Origin of the sequence: Streptococcus sp. KHUD_014 (assembly GCF_051106275.1) — a bacterium.
In the GTDB taxonomy this organism is placed as follows: Bacteria; Bacillota; Bacilli; order Lactobacillales; family Streptococcaceae; genus Streptococcus.
Genome location: NZ_CP193666.1, coordinates 405,139 through 421,853 on the forward strand (window position 1 = coordinate 405,139; position 16,715 = coordinate 421,853).

The 16,715-nt window shown below is 39.2% G+C and carries 13 protein-coding genes and 1 other RNA gene; 8 read left to right on the forward strand and 6 right to left on the reverse strand.

Annotated features, from left to right (window positions below; translation table 11 throughout):
* Positions 1-278: 278 nt before the first annotated feature.
* The 6 genes from ssrA to ACORHT_RS02015 all read right to left on the reverse strand — a co-directional run bounded on the left by ssrA (position 279) and on the right by ACORHT_RS02015 (position 4,493).
* Positions 279-626, reverse strand: a transfer-messenger RNA (tmRNA) gene (ssrA, locus tag ACORHT_RS01990).
* A gap of 103 nt (positions 627-729) precedes the next feature.
* Positions 730-1,311 carry a class I SAM-dependent methyltransferase gene (locus ACORHT_RS01995; RefSeq protein ID WP_414320973.1) on the reverse strand — a complete coding sequence of 194 codons (582 nt, stop codon included), beginning with the start codon at positions 1,309-1,311 and terminating at the stop codon, positions 730-732.
* A gap of 259 nt (positions 1,312-1,570) precedes the next feature.
* Positions 1,571-2,230: an amino acid ABC transporter permease gene (locus ACORHT_RS02000; RefSeq protein ID WP_075230061.1), complete on the reverse strand. Its 660-nt coding sequence runs from the start codon at positions 2,228-2,230 to the stop codon at positions 1,571-1,573.
* A gap of 9 nt (positions 2,231-2,239) precedes the next feature.
* Positions 2,240-2,917: an amino acid ABC transporter permease gene (locus ACORHT_RS02005; RefSeq protein WP_434350424.1), complete on the reverse strand. Its 678-nt coding sequence runs from the start codon at positions 2,915-2,917 to the stop codon at positions 2,240-2,242.
* A 12-nt stretch (positions 2,918-2,929) separates the two neighbouring features.
* Complete coding sequence (locus ACORHT_RS02010; RefSeq protein WP_434350425.1) at positions 2,930-3,724, reverse strand: transporter substrate-binding domain-containing protein; 795 nt, start codon at positions 3,722-3,724, stop codon at positions 2,930-2,932.
* 10 nt (positions 3,725-3,734) lie between these two features.
* Positions 3,735-4,493 (reverse strand): amino acid ABC transporter ATP-binding protein, encoded by a 759-nt coding sequence (locus tag ACORHT_RS02015; protein WP_434350426.1) that lies wholly within the window; start codon positions 4,491-4,493, stop codon positions 3,735-3,737.
* Positions 4,494-4,670: 177 nt separating this feature from the next.
* Here ACORHT_RS02015 and recJ point away from each other — a divergent pair, with 177 nt between their 5' ends.
* The 8 genes from recJ to rsmH all read left to right on the forward strand — a co-directional run bounded on the left by recJ (position 4,671) and on the right by rsmH (position 16,709).
* Positions 4,671-6,896 carry a single-stranded-DNA-specific exonuclease RecJ gene (gene recJ / locus ACORHT_RS02020; RefSeq protein WP_434350818.1) on the forward strand — a complete coding sequence of 742 codons (2,226 nt, stop codon included), beginning with the start codon at positions 4,671-4,673 and terminating at the stop codon, positions 6,894-6,896.
* Positions 6,897-7,450: 554 nt separating this feature from the next.
* Positions 7,451-9,112 (forward strand): ribonuclease J, encoded by a 1,662-nt coding sequence (locus ACORHT_RS02025; RefSeq protein ID WP_434350427.1) that lies wholly within the window; start codon positions 7,451-7,453, stop codon positions 9,110-9,112.
* A gap of 68 nt (positions 9,113-9,180) precedes the next feature.
* On the forward strand, positions 9,181-9,960 hold the full coding sequence (locus ACORHT_RS02030) for an alpha/beta hydrolase (protein ID WP_434350428.1): 780 nt from the start codon (positions 9,181-9,183) through the stop codon (positions 9,958-9,960).
* Between the two features lie 100 nt (positions 9,961-10,060).
* Positions 10,061-10,762 (forward strand): matrixin family metalloprotease, encoded by a 702-nt coding sequence (locus tag ACORHT_RS02035; protein ID WP_434350429.1) that lies wholly within the window; start codon positions 10,061-10,063, stop codon positions 10,760-10,762.
* Positions 10,763-10,832: 70 nt separating this feature from the next.
* Positions 10,833-12,671 carry an excinuclease ABC subunit UvrC gene (gene uvrC, locus ACORHT_RS02040; RefSeq protein WP_434350430.1) on the forward strand — a complete coding sequence of 613 codons (1,839 nt, stop codon included), beginning with the start codon at positions 10,833-10,835 and terminating at the stop codon, positions 12,669-12,671.
* Positions 12,672-12,815: 144 nt separating this feature from the next.
* Positions 12,816-13,793, forward strand: coding sequence for a hypothetical protein (locus ACORHT_RS02045; protein ID WP_434350431.1), 978 nt, complete (start codon positions 12,816-12,818; stop codon positions 13,791-13,793).
* Positions 13,790-15,463, forward strand: a complete 1,674-nt coding sequence (locus ACORHT_RS02050; protein ID WP_434350432.1) for an AAA family ATPase — start codon at positions 13,790-13,792, stop codon at positions 15,461-15,463. The genes ACORHT_RS02045 and ACORHT_RS02050 overlap by 4 nt, the downstream gene beginning before the upstream one ends.
* Before the next feature lie 295 nt (positions 15,464-15,758).
* Positions 15,759-16,709, forward strand: coding sequence for a 16S rRNA (cytosine(1402)-N(4))-methyltransferase RsmH (rsmH, locus tag ACORHT_RS02055; RefSeq protein WP_434350433.1), 951 nt, complete (start codon positions 15,759-15,761; stop codon positions 16,707-16,709).
* The last annotated feature ends 6 nt before the right edge of the window (positions 16,710-16,715 follow it).

Sequence of the window (16,715 nt, forward strand, 5' to 3'; positions counted from 1 at the left end):
AGTCTTACAGATCTTTAAAACACTAAAAATTCAATTGAATAGCTGTTCAATGTATATGCTATTTTTCCTATAGAAGAAAAGTTAATGTTGCCATCTTTTAAGTATCTTGATGTTTAGTGGATTGAAATAAGATATGAACAAAGAGTTTAGGAAAGTCAAATTAATTTCTAAAAATGTTTTAGAACCCGTAGCGTACTATTATAGGTTCAATCCACTATAACATTGTAAACTTGTATGAGGACAGAAAAAACGTTGAGATCATCAACGTTTTTTTAATATAATGGAGCCGGTGGGAGTCGAACCCACGTCCAAACACCTGCTAACATATTTGTCTACAACCATAGGTTATGTATTGTTTTAACAGTCCCTCGACACATAACTCAAGCCTAGGAACTGCGAGTCTATATATCTCTTATCAAACTGCTAGACAAAGCTTGATCGTATCTCGCTAATAATAAGACCTGTCATCAGACACGAGCAATCCGAATCGGGTCACGCCTGCTGGTTTTTAGGCAGCTAGAGCGTAAGAAGTGTTATTTTTTGCAGTTATATTTAACTGAGCGTTTACGTCGCCACACGAGTCGCAAAATATGCCTCATAATGCCTGTCGAATCCGTAACGACCCCAAAAGACAATACAACTATTATACCTTATCTATTGGGAAAATGCAAAAGCTGAGTAAAGGTTAGCATTTGCTTTGTTTTTAGGGCTTGTCTGATACTCTAAGGGCTAAATATTTTTGCTGCTTGTAAGAAATAATTGGGAAGGTTTATGGAGAAAGAGATGGTCTGAGCTATAGAGTATTTGACTTGTTATTTCCGAGAAACCTTGTTGGCTGAGACTTTCTTCAAGTTCAGAAATGATAAAACCGTGTGTCTCTCCAGCTGGTAGAGTAAAATCAGCGATAAAGAGTTGTCCGCCATGAGTTAAATGTTCCTTGAACATAGATAGACTGTCATCAAGATTAGGCATATGATGAAGAACTCGACTGACGATAATAAGATCGAACTCTTCTTCAAGTGGTTCAAGTAATAAATCCTGTTGAATCAAGTATAGGTTTTGAAGTTTTTGACTTTCAATCTTGATACGAGCTTGCGCAAGCATCTTGTCTGCAATATCAAGCAAGGTCACTGATTTAGCTTGTTTGGCAAGAGGAAGGGCGATAAGGCCAGTTCCACCTCCAAAGTCTAGGATTGATTTGTTTGACAAATCAGGCACTTGTTTTACTAGATGCTGGCAAACAAGATCGGCCAGAAATTGATTTTGGGGAGAATCAAATGATTCTGCTCGATGATTAAAATGATGTTCCATATTTCTAGTCTAGCATAAAGTTTGGCAGTTTAACATTCCCCGCTTATTTTCTAGTAAAGAAATAAGCAAAAAGATTTCTCTCAAAATGCGGTGGGACAGGAATCGATAGACAAAGTCTCGATTTCGTAGTCCCAGCCCCGCGAGAATGATTAGGAGCTTTTTGAAATCTAAAAGACGAACAAAAAGTTCAATCAGCTACCGCGTCAAAGTTTGATTGTTAATAAAAAGTGAGGCCGGGATTTTTTGTCCCAATCTCTTGTTATTCTGCAGCTTGTTGCCAACGTTTTGCTAGAGTCCGTGAAAGGCTTGAAATAGCTAGATTGAAGCTGAAGTAGATTAGGGCGATCAGGATATATAAGCTGAAAACCTGTTCCGGTTCAAAGTATCGGCCCATGAGAATTTGACTAGCACCAAAAAGCTCTTGGAGGGCGATTACAGAGTATAGAAGACTTGTATCCTTAATCACTGTTACAAATTGAGAGATGATGGCTGGGAGCATCTTGCGGATGGCTTGCGGTAGGATGATGTGATAGAGGATTTGGCGATAGGAGAAACCTTGTGCCATTCCAGCCTCGTATTGTCCTTGATCTACTGCGTTAAGACCACCTCGGATAATTTCAGCAAGGGCTGCTGATGTAAAGAGAGTAAAGGCAGTGATTCCAGCCGGAGTAGACTTCATTTTAAAGACTAAAAAAATAGTGAAAATCCAGAGTAGATTAGGAACATTTCGTACAAATTCAATGTAGACACTAGCAAGGATTCGTAATAGGGTGTTTTTTCCGTTACGCATGACAGCAAGGATGGTTCCAATTGCTGTTGAGAGTGTGATAGCAATCAAAGAGATATAGAGGGTTAGACCAAAACCTTTTAAAATAAAGATGAGGTTGTCTAGACTGAGAACTTCAAGAATACTTTCCATAAAAACCTCCTAAAGTGAATAAGCTTTTTTGTTAGCTTGCTCCATTTTTCGTCCAAATTGGGCGACAGGGAAGCAGAGGGCAAAGTAGAAGAAGGCGGCACCTAAAAAGGCAGGGACATAGTTTCCGTTGAGTGCGGACCAAGATTTGGTGACAAACATGAGGTCAACTCCAGAAATGATAGCTACTGTCGAAGTATTCTTAATCAGGTTGACGACTTGGTTGGTCAAGGGAGGGAGAATGATGCGAAATGCCTGCGGTAAGATAATCAAGCGCATTGCATTTGCGTAGGTGAATCCCTGAGAAAAAGCGGCTTCTAGTTGGCCTCTAGGGATAGATTGAATTCCTGACCGAATGACCTCAGCGATATAGGCGCCGTGGTAGAGTCCGACACAAAGAACGGCAGTCCAGTAGATAGGAATCATGATAGTATGGTTACTAATCAGAGGCAAGCCGTAAAATACAATAACGAACTGAACTAGGAGAGGGGTGTTTTGATAAAATTCGACAAAGATACGGGACAAGATCCGTAAGCTGCCATGTTTGCTAGTGGATAAGGTACCAAATAGGATGCCTAATAGCATGGCTAAGGTAAAAGAACCTAGAGCGATAGCTATAGTAAAGAGAAATCCGTTAAAAAATTGATCAAAATGTTGAAAAAAAGCTGTCCAAGATGATGAATCTATCATGTAGCTACCTCCTTATTCTGCTGAGTGTTTGGAAGGTTTGAGATTGTAGCGATCGTATAAGTCCTGCAAGGTTCCGTCCTGACTCCATTTGACAACCAATTGATCTAGGTAGTCATTCAGTTGCGTGTTCGTTTTTTTAGTTACAATACCATAGTCAGAAGGTTTGAAGCTATCGTCAAGTAGTTCTGTTCTTTTGCTGGTATAGCCGGAAAGGATAGAACGGTCTACCGAGAAGGCATCAATCCGATGGGCGTGGAGGGAGGTGATTAATTCAGGATAAGATCCGAGTTCGACAAATTTAAAGGCAAGGCCTTTTTTCTTACCCAAGTCGCTAATCAGTTTTTGAGTGATGGATCCTTGTGCGACTCCAATGGTTTTTCCGTTTAAATCTTCAATATCTTTAATCTTACCTGATTTATTTACCAAAAATCCACAGGCGTCTGTATAGTAAGGGCTGGTGAAGTTGTAGAGTTTTTTTCGCTCATCTGTGATAGTGAAGGTGGCGATATCCATATCCACTTGTTCGTTGTCTAACAGAGGACCACGAGTTTGAGCAGTAACTGGAACGTAGCGGACCTTGACCTTGAGTTGGTCTGCAATCAGTTTAGCTAAATCTGTTTCAATACCTGAGAATTCTCCTGTTTTCGGATTTTTATAGCCGAAATTCGGGACGTCTTGTTTGACGCCGACAACGATTTCTCCCTTTTTTTGGATATCTGCGATACTGGTACCTGCTTGAACTGATGTCACAAATCCAAAACTTAAAAGGCTGGTAACTACTATTGCAAGAAAGAAATTCTTTTTCATAGGCTTCTCCTTATTTGACCTTGTCACTTTCGTGGTTAATAATCTTGCTGAGAAATTGTTGGGCGCGCGGTTCACTTGGGTGATCAAAAAATGCATCCACATCTGTTGTATCGACCAGGACTTGTCCATTCGCCATAAAGATGATGCGATCAGCTACCTTACGAGCGAAGCCCATTTCGTGTGTGACGATCATCATATTCATGCCGTCGTGAGCTAGTTTTTGCATAACAGCTAGGACATCACCGATTGTTTCGGGGTCGAGAGCTGAGGTTGGTTCATCAAAGAGTAGGAGTTCAGGTTTCATAGCTAGGCCTCTAGCGATAGCTACTCGTTGCTTTTGTCCGCCTGATAAGGTGGCTGGATAGGAATCTTTCTTATCCCACATATTTACAAATTCTAAATATTTTTGTGCAGTTTTTTGAGCCTCTTTGGGATCTTTGTCTAGTACTTTAATCGGTGCGAGAGTTACATTTTCTAACACAGTCTTATGTGGATAAAGATTAAAATGTTGGAAAACCATACCTACTTCCTTGCGGAGAGGGACCAAATCCTTTTGGCTAGCACCTGCTACTTGGTGTCCGTTTACCAGAAGACTTCCACTATCAATCGCCTCTAGACCATTGATAGTACGGATAAGAGTTGACTTTCCAGAACCAGATGGTCCAAGTAACACAACGACTTGGCCTTTTTCAAAACGAAGGTTGATATTCTGGAGTGCGTGGTAGTCTCCGTAATACTTTTCAACAGCTTTAAATTCTACTAAAGTCATAATCATTCTCCTTTGTGTTAGGTTTTGTAACATAGATTCTACAACAAAAGCGTTTTCCTGTCAAATGATATTACAAAGAAATTAGTAAAACTTTGATAAAAGCAAAGCAGATAGAGAAAAACTGAAAATCATGTTATAATAAAACGATAGAATCGTAAGAAAGAGTGGATGATTTTTTTGATAATTCCTACTTATAATTGGCAATTTGCTCCGCAAGTTGAGGATGCGGATTTTACAAAGATAGCCAAGAAAGCTGGTTTGGGTCCTGAAGTGGCTCGTTTGTTATTTGAACGAGGTATTAAGGATGAGACCGGTCTGAAAAAATTTTTAGAACCTTCTTTGGATGATTTGCATGATCCTTACCTTCTGCATGATATGGAAAAAGCAGTGGAGCGGATTCGTCAGGCTATTGAGCAAGGGGAGTTGATTCTCATTTATGGTGACTACGATGCGGATGGAATGACTTCGGCTTCCATTGTCAAGGAAAGTTTAGAGCAGATAGGTGCTGAGTGTCTTGTTTACCTTCCCAATCGCTTTACAGATGGTTATGGTCCAAATGCCAGTGTCTATAAATATTTCATTGAACAGCAGGGCGTGTCTTTGATTGTGACGGTGGATAATGGTGTGGCGGGACATGAGGCTATTGATCTGGCCCAGTCTCTGGGAGTAGACGTCATTGTGACCGACCACCATTCTATGCCTGAGGATTTACCAGATGCCTATGCTATTATTCATCCTGAACATCCAGGGGCGGACTATCCTTTCAAGCATCTAGCAGGCTGTGGTGTCGCTTTTAAGTTGGCTTGTGCCCTTTTGGAAGAAGTGCAGGTTGAGTTGTTAGACTTGGTTGCTATCGGTACAATTGCCGATATGGTTAGCTTGACGGACGAAAATCGCATCATGGTCCAATATGGTCTTGATATCTTGCGCAATACTCAACGAATGGGCCTGCAAGAAATGTTTGAAATCGCTGGGATTTCGAGTAGTGATGTGACAGAAGAGACGGTTGGTTTTCAGTTAGCGCCTCGCTTAAATGCCCTAGGGCGCTTGGATGATCCTAATCCAGCTATTGATTTGTTGACTGGATTTGACGATGAGGAAGTGCATGAAATCGCCCTTTTGATTCATCAAAAGAATGAAGAACGTAAGGAAATTGTTCAGTCCATTTACGATGAAGCCAAAGGCATGGTAGATCCTGAGAGAAGTGTTCAAGTTTTGGCTAAGGAAGGCTGGAATCCGGGAGTTCTTGGAATTGTAGCTGGGCGCTTACTTGAAGAACTGGGTCAGACAGTCATTGTCTTGAATATCGAAGATGGACGCGCCAAGGGTAGTGCTCGAAGCATTGAAGCGGTTGATATTTTTGAAGCTTTGGACCCGCATCGAGAACTGTTTATCGCCTTTGGTGGTCACGCAGGCGCTGCAGGTATGACCCTTGAAGAGGATAAGTTGGAAGTCTTATCTGATCTTTTGGAAGCCTATATCCGAGAAAAAGGCGCAGATGCCCAAGGTAAAAACAATCTATTTTTAGACGAAGAACTGGATTTAGAGGCCTTGAGTCTGGAGACGGTCAAAAGTTTTGAACGTCTAGCTCCTTTTGGGATGGATAACCAAAAACCTGTCTTCTATATTCGAGATTTTCAAGTTGAAAATGCTCGCGTTATGGGGGCTGGTAATGCTCATCTCAAGCTGAAAATTTCCAAAGGTGAGGCTAGTTTTGAGGTGGTCGCTTTTGGACAAGGAAAATGGGCGACTGAATTCTCACAGACCAAGCAACTGGAATTGGCAGTGACTCTTTCTGTCAACCAATGGAATGGACAAACAACCTTGCAGTTGATGATGGTTGATGCCCGTGTTGAAGGTGTCCAACTCTTTAACATCCGTGGTAAGAATGCCCTGTTGCCAGAAGGGGTACCTGTTTTGGACTTTAGGCAAGAGTTGCCTGATGTGACCTCTTGTTCAGCTATTGTCGTAAAAAATATTCCTGAAGATTTATCCCTTCTTAAGAAAATCTGCCAGGAGCAGAATTTTTCTGCTATTTACTTTAAAAATGATATAGCCAAGGCCTACTACTTGACAGGATATGGAACGAGAGAGCAGTTTGCAAAATTGTATAAAACCATCTATCAGTTCCCAGAGTTTGATATTCGCTATAAACTCAAGGACTTGGCGGCCTATCTCAAGATTGAGCAAATTCTATTAGTCAAAATGATCCAGATATTTGAAGAGCTTGGCTTTGTGACCATTGAAAATGGAGTCATGAGGGTGAATAAAGAGGCTGAAAAGCGTGATATAGCTGAGAGTCAGATTTATCAAAAGCTGAAACAAACTGTTAAGGATCAAGAGATTATGGCTCTTGGAACAGTTCAGGAAATCTATGATTTCTTAATGGAAAAAAGTGAATAGAGATAGAAAGAGTTGGCTTGCTGACTCTTTTTGTTTGCTCTTAAGTGGAAGTTGGTTGGAGTAGAAAATGGAGAAAGAGGTGGAAAAGAAATTCCTAGTAGATTATAAACACTGACAGGAAGGATTGAAGTGAGTTTATCTTTGTTCAGGGGATGCTTTTGGATATGTATGATTTTTGTGATAAGAGATAAAGTTGCTTGCCATGCTGATTTTTATTAGAAGCTTATGTCTAAAAGTGTGTGATATAAAGGTTGATGGAGGATAAGGATTTTGGGAGCAAACAGAAGCTACTGTGGCCGAGAAGTACTTGTTAATCTTGTCGAAGTAGTTGAAGATTCGAGGTGATCTGACGGCTTAGTCGGAATTTAGCCATCTTGTAATTATAAGATAAAAACAGATGGTTGAAGTCGGATTATGTGTGAGATTCATTTTGAATATTAGTAAAAAAATGGTATAATGAATGGAAAAGATTCGGCTGAAAGTGAATTGGACTTTCAGAAAAAGAGAGCTTTTAAAGCTCTACAAACAAGTTGAAGTGACTATTCGGAGGAAAAATGAATACTATTAAATTAACAACACTTGGAGGTGTGCGTGAAAATGGTAAAAACATGTACATCGCAGAAATTAACGACTCGATTTTTGTATTAGACGCAGGTTTGAAATATCCTGAAAATGAACAGTTGGGTGTCGATGTCGTTATTCCAAATATGGACTATCTGTTTGAAAATAGCGACCGTATTGCTGGGGTTTTCTTAACACACGGGCATGCGGATGCGATTGGCGCCCTTCCTTATCTCTTGGCAGAAGCTAAGGTTCCTGTATTTGGCTCAGAGTTGACCATCGAACTTGCCAAGCTTTTTGTTAAGGGAAATGACAGTGTCAAGAAATTTGATGATTTCCATGTGATTGATGAAAATACAGAGATTGATTTTGGTGGGACTGTTGTGTCCTTCTTCCGTACAACCCACTCTATCCCAGAAAGTTTGGGTGTGGTCTTAAAAACGTCTGAAGGAAATGTTGTTTACACAGGAGATTTCAAGTTTGACCAAACGGCTAGTGAATCCTATGCCACTGACTTTGGTCGATTGGCAGAGATTGGTCGTGAAGGAGTCCTGGCTCTTCTAAGTGATTCGGCCAATGCAGATAGCAATATCCAAGTAGCCAGTGAAAATGAAGTTGGTGTAGAAATCACGCAAACCATCTCTGACTGGGATGGACGCATCATCGTTGCTGCAGTTGCAAGTAACCTTTCTCGTATCCAGCAAGTTTTTGATGCAGCCGCGGAGACAGGACGCCGTGTTGTCTTGACAGGATTCGATATTGAAAATATCGTCCGTACAGCCATTCGCCTTAAAAAACTATCTCTGGCAAATGAAAGACTTTTGATTAAGACCAAAGAAATGTCCCAATTTGAAGACCATGAGTTGATTATCCTTGAGACAGGTCGAATGGGGGAACCGATTAATGGACTTCGTAAGATGTCGATCGGCCGTCACCGTTATGTTGAAATCAAGGAAGGAGACTTGGTCTATATCGTTACAACACCATCGATTGCCAAAGAGGCTATGATGGCGCGTGTGGAAAATATGATCTACCAAGCTGGAGGTGTGGTTAAAACTATTACCCAAAGTTTGCGAGTGTCTGGACACGGAAATGCGCGTGATCTTCAATTGATGATTAATCTCTTGCAACCCAAGTATCTTTTCCCGATCCAGGGTGAATATCGTGAGTTGGATGCCCATGCCAGAGCTGCTATGGCAGTTGGCATGTTGCCAGAACGGATTTTCATCCCTAAAAAGGGCACAACCATGTCTTATGAGCATGGAGATTTTGTCCCATCTGGTGCCGTTACCGCAGGAGATGTCTTGATTGATGGGAATGCCATCGGAGATGTCGGCAATGTCGTTCTTCGTGACCGTAAGGTTTTGTCGGAGGATGGAATTTTCATCGTTGCGATTACTGTCAACCGTCGTGATAAGAAAATTATCGCCAAAGCTCGAGTGCATACGCGTGGATTTGTCTATCTCAAGAAGAGTCGAGATATTCTGCGTGAAAGTTCAGAGTTGATTAACCAAACGGTTGAAGAATATCTTCAAGGAGAAGAATTTGACTGGGCAGAACTCAAAGGTAAGGTTCGTGACAATTTGTCTAAATTCCTCTTTGATCAAACAAAACGCCGCCCAGCTATTTTACCAGTTGTTATGGAAGCAAAATAAGTATCGGATAGAAGGTGAAAAAGTCGAATTTCGGCTTTTTCTTATCTTAAATGAATAAGGAGCAAGTTATGGCAGTAATGAAGATTGAGTATTACTCAGAAGTTTTAGATATGGAGTGGGGAGTGAATGTTCTCTACCCGGATGCGTCTCGGGTTGAGGAGCCAGATTCTACAGATATTCCTGTTCTTTATCTCCTTCATGGGATGTCAGGGAATCACAACAGTTGGCTCAAACGGACCAATGTAGAGCGCTTGGTGCGAGGGACCAATCTGATTGTTGTCATGCCTAATACAAGTAATGGTTGGTATACAGATACTCAGTATGGCTATAACTACTATACAGCTCTAGCAGAAGAACTGCCTAAAGTGCTCAAACGTTTCTTCCCTAATATGTCTAGCAAGCGTGAAAAAACTTTTATCGCTGGCCTTTCAATGGGAGGCTACGGTTCCTTCAAGTTGGCTTTGTCAACCAATCGTTTCTCACATGCTGCTAGTCTTTCTGGAGCCCTTAGTTTCGAAGAGTTTTCTCCAGAAAGTCAAAATCTTGGAACGCTTGCTTACTGGCGAGGTGTTTTTGGTAAGCTTGATAACTGGGAAACTAGTCCCTATTCGCTTGAAACCCTTGCTAAAAAGTCAGACAAGAAGACCAAACTCTGGGCTTGGTGTGGCGAACAAGATTTCTTGTATGTTGCCAATAACCTAGCGGTGAAGAACCTCAAGAAGCTAGGTTTTGATATTTCTTATAGTCATAGTCCAGGAAACCATGAGTGGTATTATTGGGAAAAACAATTGGAACGGTTTTTGGCTACACTGCCGATTGATTTTGTTTTGGAAGAACGCTTGTCTTAGTTTTCTTTCAGCTTAATCGAGTAAAATAAGAAATCTATCTTTAGAATGGGAATCCATGGTTTAAAGGTGGATTCTTATTTTTTTAGAAAGGTGGGCAATTATGGGCTGGATTATTCGTGTGTTATGTCGGTTTTTACTAGGGATTTTGCGTATGTTTTGGCGCCTTGTATGGACGCTTATCTTCTTAATTCTCATCACTTTTGGGATTCTCTGGTATGTGACAGGTGATTTACCTGCTACTTTAAATCAAGTTAGCAAAGTGGTCCAAGTCGGTCAAGCAGGTTGGGATCAATGGCAAGAAACTGGTAAGTTGCAAGGCTTGTCTCAGACTGATCATCATCAAGATTCAGGAGTAAAATGGTCAAAGGCGCAAGCAACTATCTATATTGATCCTCAAATGGATGCCACTTTCCCAAAGGCCTACCTTGAAGCTATTGCTAACTGGAATCAGACTGGGGCTTTTAACTTTGAGCTTGTAACAGAAGCGGATCAGGCCGATATTTTCGCTACCGAAATGAATGATGGTTCCACATCTGTTGCCGGTGAGGCGGAGAGTCAGACAAATCTCCTAACCAAACAATTCACTTCTATAACAGTTCGTTTGAATCATTATTATCTATCTAATCCAAACTATGGCTATACCTATGATCGCGTCTTGCATACGGCCGAGCATGAGCTAGGACATGCCATTGGCTTGGAACATACTAATGAAGTGTCAGTCATGCAACCAGCAGGTTCTTATTATGGTATTCAGGCTCAAGATGTTCAAGTAGTTCAAGAACTATATGAGTCTGGAGAATAAGTGATTTTCAAACGAAAAATAGAGCTCCTTGATGTAAGCAATGAAGGGGGCTTTTTGCTATAATGGAACTATGAATAACTTGATTAAATCAAAACTGGAGCTCTTGCCGACCAGCCCTGGTTGTTACATTCACAAGGATAAAAACGGCACGATTATCTATGTAGGAAAGGCTAAAAATCTGCGTAATCGCGTGAGGTCATACTTCCGCGGAAGTCATGATACCAAGACAGAAGCCCTAGTTTCTGAGATTGTAGATTTTGAGTTTATTGTCACGGAGTCTAATATTGAGGCCCTCCTTCTGGAAATCAACCTGATTAAGGAAAACAAGCCTAAGTACAATATTATGCTCAAGGACGATAAGTCCTATCCTTTCATCAAAATTACCAATGAGCGCTATCCTCGCTTGATTATCACCCGTCAGGTCAAAAAAGACGGAGGTCTCTATTTTGGACCCTATCCGGATGTGGGGGCAGCCAATGAAATCAAGAGACTTCTGGGTCGGATTTTTCCATTTCGCAAGTGCACCAATCCACCATCAAAGGTCTGTTTTTATTACCATATCGGCCAGTGCATGGCTCATACCATCTGTAAGAAAGACGAGATTTTTTTCAAAGCTATGGCCCAGGAGGTCTCTGATTTCTTGAAAGGTCAGGATGATAAAATCATCGATGAGCTAAAGGGGAAGATGACATCGGCGGCTCAGAGTATGGAATTTGAGCGTGCGGCTGAGTACCGAGATTTGATTCAGGCTATTGGTACTCTTCGGACCAAACAAAGAGTCATGGCCAAAGATCTTCAAAACCGTGATGTCTTTGGTTACTATGTGGATAAGGGTTGGATGTGCGTCCAGGTTTTCTTTGTCCGTCAGGGCAAGTTGATTGAACGCGATGTCAATCTCTTTCCTTACTACAATGATCCAGATGAGGATTTCTTGACCTATGTGGGACAATTTTATCAAGAAAAATCTCACTTAGTTCCCAATGAAATTCTGATTCCTCAGGATATTGATGAAGAAGCCGTCAAGGCCTTGGTGGATACCAAAATTCTCAAACCCCAACGCGGTGAGAAGAAGCAGCTGGTCAATCTGGCTATAAAAAATGCGCGTGTTAGTCTAGAGCAGAAGTTTAATCTGTTAGAGAAATCAGTTGAAAAGACTCAAGGGGCTATTGAAAATCTGGGACGACTTCTACAAATTCCAACCCCAGTCCGCATCGAGTCTTTTGATAACTCTAATATTATGGGGACTAGTCCAGTCTCTGCTATGGTTGTTTTTGTCAACGGAAAACCGAGCAAGAAGGATTACCGTAAGTACAAGATAAAAACAGTTGTTGGGCCAGATGACTACGCAAGTATGCGAGAGGTTATTCGTAGACGTTATGGACGAGTCCAACGAGATGGTTTGACACCGCCTGACTTAATCGTTATTGATGGAGGACAAGGTCAGGTAAATATTGCTAAGCAGGTTATCCAAGAAGAGTTAGGCTTAGATATTCCTATCGCAGGTCTGCAAAAAAATGACAAGCATCAAACTCATGAGTTGCTCTTTGGAGACCCTCTTGAGGTGGTAGAATTGTCTCGTAATTCTCAGGAATTTTTCCTCTTGCAACGCATCCAAGATGAGGTACACCGCTTTGCGATCACCTTCCACCGTCAACTCCGTTCTAAGAATTCCTTCTCCTCTCAATTGGATGGGATTGAAGGCTTGGGTCCTAAACGCAAGCAGAATTTGATGAAATATTTCAAGTCCTTGACTAAAATCAAGGAAGCCAGCGTGGATGAAATCGTGGAAGTCGGTATACCAAGAGCAGTGGCAGAGGCAGTTCATCAACACTTAAATCCCCAAGAGCGTGTAGAACTAGCACAGGTTGCAGAAGAAAGAGTAAATTACCAAACAGAAGGAAAATCATGAACCATAAAATCACAATTTTATCAGTAATTATGGCAATGTGATATCCTTAGAAGCAGAATTGCAGAATCCTTAGCAAAAACCAATGATTAACATGTCAATCAAGATTTTGCGAACAGTCTATTGTGATAGAATGGAAAATCAGTTATGATACCTATAGAAAAATCAAATCCGTTTGAAGTTGAAAAAATTTGCTTAGAATTATATAAAAAAATGAATTTTCGAAATTATCCTGAATTTAAAAATGATTTAAATAGTTGGGTAGCCAGCAATGTACAAGAACTAGCAAGTGAAGAAGATGCTTTTCTAAAGATAATGACTGGTGAGTATTCATTTTTAGAGAATATTAAAGAATTCTTGGATAATTTCGTAGATGAAAAACCTAGATTAGCAGAGTATCTAAAAAAATCCTACGACAAGATTGATTCTGAACTGAGAAAGAAAATAATTGATTTAAAAAACGTTTCGGTATGCCCGTATTGTAATCGTAATTATATAAGCTCAACATATAAATTCCTTCAATGTAATAACTGTAATCAAGAGTTATTGGTAATTGATGGGACTGAAAAAGAATGTCCGGGTTGCAAACAAGAAATTAACGGTCAGACTAAAGTAGTAAATACTGCTCAACTAGACCATTTTTTTCCAAAAGACAGCTATCCGCTGTTTGCTGTTTCATTTTATAATTTAATCCCTAGTTGCTATAGTTGCAATCATGTGAAATTAAATAAGGATTTAAAACATAGTCCTTATGATAGCAGTTTTCCATTCGATGATGTAAAGTTTACATACATTCCAAAGTCTACTGATAAGATTGAAATAAAAATTGATTCTTGTAATCCAGACTTTAAAAATGGGATTCGTATTTTGGGTATAGAGGAGCTATATCAAAGCCACATTGATGTAGTCAATGAATTGATTTGGAAAAAAGAAGTATACACAGATAGTTATAGAGAAGGTTTGTCAGAAATCTTAAATCAAACAAACCTTGAATTAAGTGAGGCTGAGGTGAATCGCTTTATAACAGGTCACTACACAGACAAAGAAAATTATGGGAAAAGACCACTTTCAAAAATGGTTACAGATATTAGCAAAGAAATTGGACTAGTAGGAGAAGAAGAATGAAATTAATTGCCTTGGTGATTAAACAGTATGATGAGCTTTTTAAGAATCAGATTTTTAATTTTTCAGACGAATATAAAGTAAATTTTGATTTTGAAACGAATGAATTAAAAATTGACAAAAATCCAGACTATATTGAAAACTTTTATGGAGAGTCTATTTATAATATTTCACCTATAGTTGGTATAAATGGTGTGGGAAAAAGCACAATTTTAAATCTGATAGGCTATTATCATCGAGCGGAAGATCAAAACAAAGATATGAATCAATTTTTCGGTATATATTTAGATACTAATGGTAAATTTTATCTATTCGATAAAAATTTTGATTTATCGTCAGTTACTATAGAAGGTATAGCAGCAGATAAACTTGATATAAGTGGATATTCTGGTACTCCAAAGAATGATAATCTGATTTATATCATGAATGAAGATAGACGTCCAAGCGGAAGCTACGGAGGTTCATCATCATTAGATGTTCACTTAGCAGAATCTTCTAGATGGTATATTTTGAATGGTATTTTTGAAGCTTATGAAGTATTATATTCTCGAGGATTAGTTTCTTCGTCATATAAATTTAGTTTTGGAGTTAGTACGTATTATATTAAAGATTATATTCCAGATAAATATTTAAATGATTGGGAAAATAGAGAGTTTTTCTCCTGGCTCGTTTTGAAAGTAATTGTGAATGTTTGTAATGAGTTCAAGTATTGTTTAAGCGATGAAGAGATTGAAAGATATTTTATAGATGGTAAGTATCTACCACTATTTAATAAAATAAAAAAAGAAATAGAAGAAGAAAAGAGAGGCTTTATAAATTCATTAGTCAATTTCCTAAATTATCTAGAACGATTTATTCACAAGTACAAGATAAAAGAATACAGTGATAGTATAGGAAGTCGGATAGTTGAGTTAGAATATGGAAAAAAGAATTTTGATAATCGAATTGAATTTGAAAAACTATATCTAGACTATGAAAAATTAGAAAAGAATGCATGTTTGAGTGCAATATATGAATTTTATTATAATATGTCTACTGGTGAAACAAATATATTAAAAGTGATGAGTTATGTGAAGTGGTTACAAATGAATTCCTCTCAAGGGACATGTCAATTAGTAGTGGATGAATTAGAATCAGGTATGCATCTTGAATGGTCTAGAAGCTTAATAAATTTTTTAGTTAACTATATAAATGAAATCGATAAAATGGGAGGAATGAACTTCCAACTCATCTTCACAACTCATTCCCCTTATATGCTTTCGGATATTAAACCAGGAAATGTGATTATGCTTGAAAAGAATCAAGAAATGGGATATTCAGAAGGTAAAGTTCTTCAAAATACTTTCGCTAAGAATATCCAAGAAATTATGAAGGAAAATTTGATTGATAATATTTATGGTGATTTTGCCTTAGCGAAGATTGATTCTATGTTAGGTATACTGAATGGAGAAGAAGTGCAAGAAGGAAATGAAGAAGAACTATTAAAAGAAATTCATTTAATCAGCGAGCCTATTCTTCGTAATAAATTATTAGAGATGTATGATAAGAAATACAATACCTCAGAATTTAGTGTTGAAAAACAATTACTCAAATTGGATCTTACTGATGAACAACGCCAGACAGTCAGAGAAATGGTCAGAACAAATAATAGGACAGTTGATACGGAAATTTAATATGAATTTTTAAAATGTTGGAGTGATTAAAGTAGATAATTAAAAAATTAGAATGGAGTATTATCTTCTAAGATATATGCTCTCTCCATATTTGCTCAGCTTTTTTGTTTGAATAGAGAAATACATATTTGTGTGGTTTATTTTAAAGAATGTAATGAGTATGTCTTGGGCTATAACACTTAAACTCCCTCTAGTTTGTCGAGTCACCTGTTGAATATAAAGAATAAAATAGCAAGGAAAGGTTTTTGCTTTAGCGAGTGCAAGCTAGTCAGAATTGTGGTAAAATAGATAAGATATGAATAAAGAATTTCATCATGTAACGGTTATGCTCCATGAGACCATTGATATGCTAGATGTGAAGCCTGATGGTATTTACGTTGATGCGACCTTGGGTGGAGCAGGCCATAGCGAGTATTTATTAAGTAAACTAAGTGAAAAGGGGCATCTCTATGCCTTTGACCAGGATCAAAATGCCATTGATAATGCGCAAAAACGTCTGGCGCCTTATATCGAAAAAGGAATGGTCACCTTCATCAAAGACAACTTCCGTCATTTGCAGCTACGTTTGCAGGAAGCAGGTGTAGAAGAGATTGATGGTATTTGTTATGACTTGGGAGTCTCTAGCCCGCAGTTGGATCAGCGTGAGCGTGGCTTTTCCTATAAAAAGGATGCACCGCTGGATATGCGGATGAACCAAGAAGCTAGTTTGACAGCTTATGAGGTTGTCAATCATTATGACTATCATGACTTGGTACGAATCTTTTTCAAATATGGAGAAGATAAGTTTTCCAAGCAGATTGCTCGAAAGATTGAACAGGCGCGTGAGTTGAAACCGATTGAGACAACGACAGAATTGGCCGAGATTATCAAGTCCGCCAAGCCTGCCAAGGAACTCAAGAAAAAAGGTCATCCAGCCAAGCAGATTTTCCAAGCTATCCGTATTGAGGTCAATGATGAACTCGGGGCTGCAGATGAGTCCATCCAACAAGCTATGGAATTACTAGCAGTGGACGGAAGAATCTCAGTCATTACCTTTCATTCGCTGGAAGATCGTTTGACCAAGCAATTGTTCAAGGAAGCTTCAACAGTAGAAGTGCCAAAAGGCTTGCCTTTCATCCCAGATGATCTTAAGCCCAAGATGGAATTAGTCTCTCGCAAACCGATTCTACCAAGCAAGGAGGAGTTGGAGGCCAATAATCGTTCCCACTCAGCCAAGTTACGAGTAGCTCGAAAAATTCATAAGTAAGGGGAT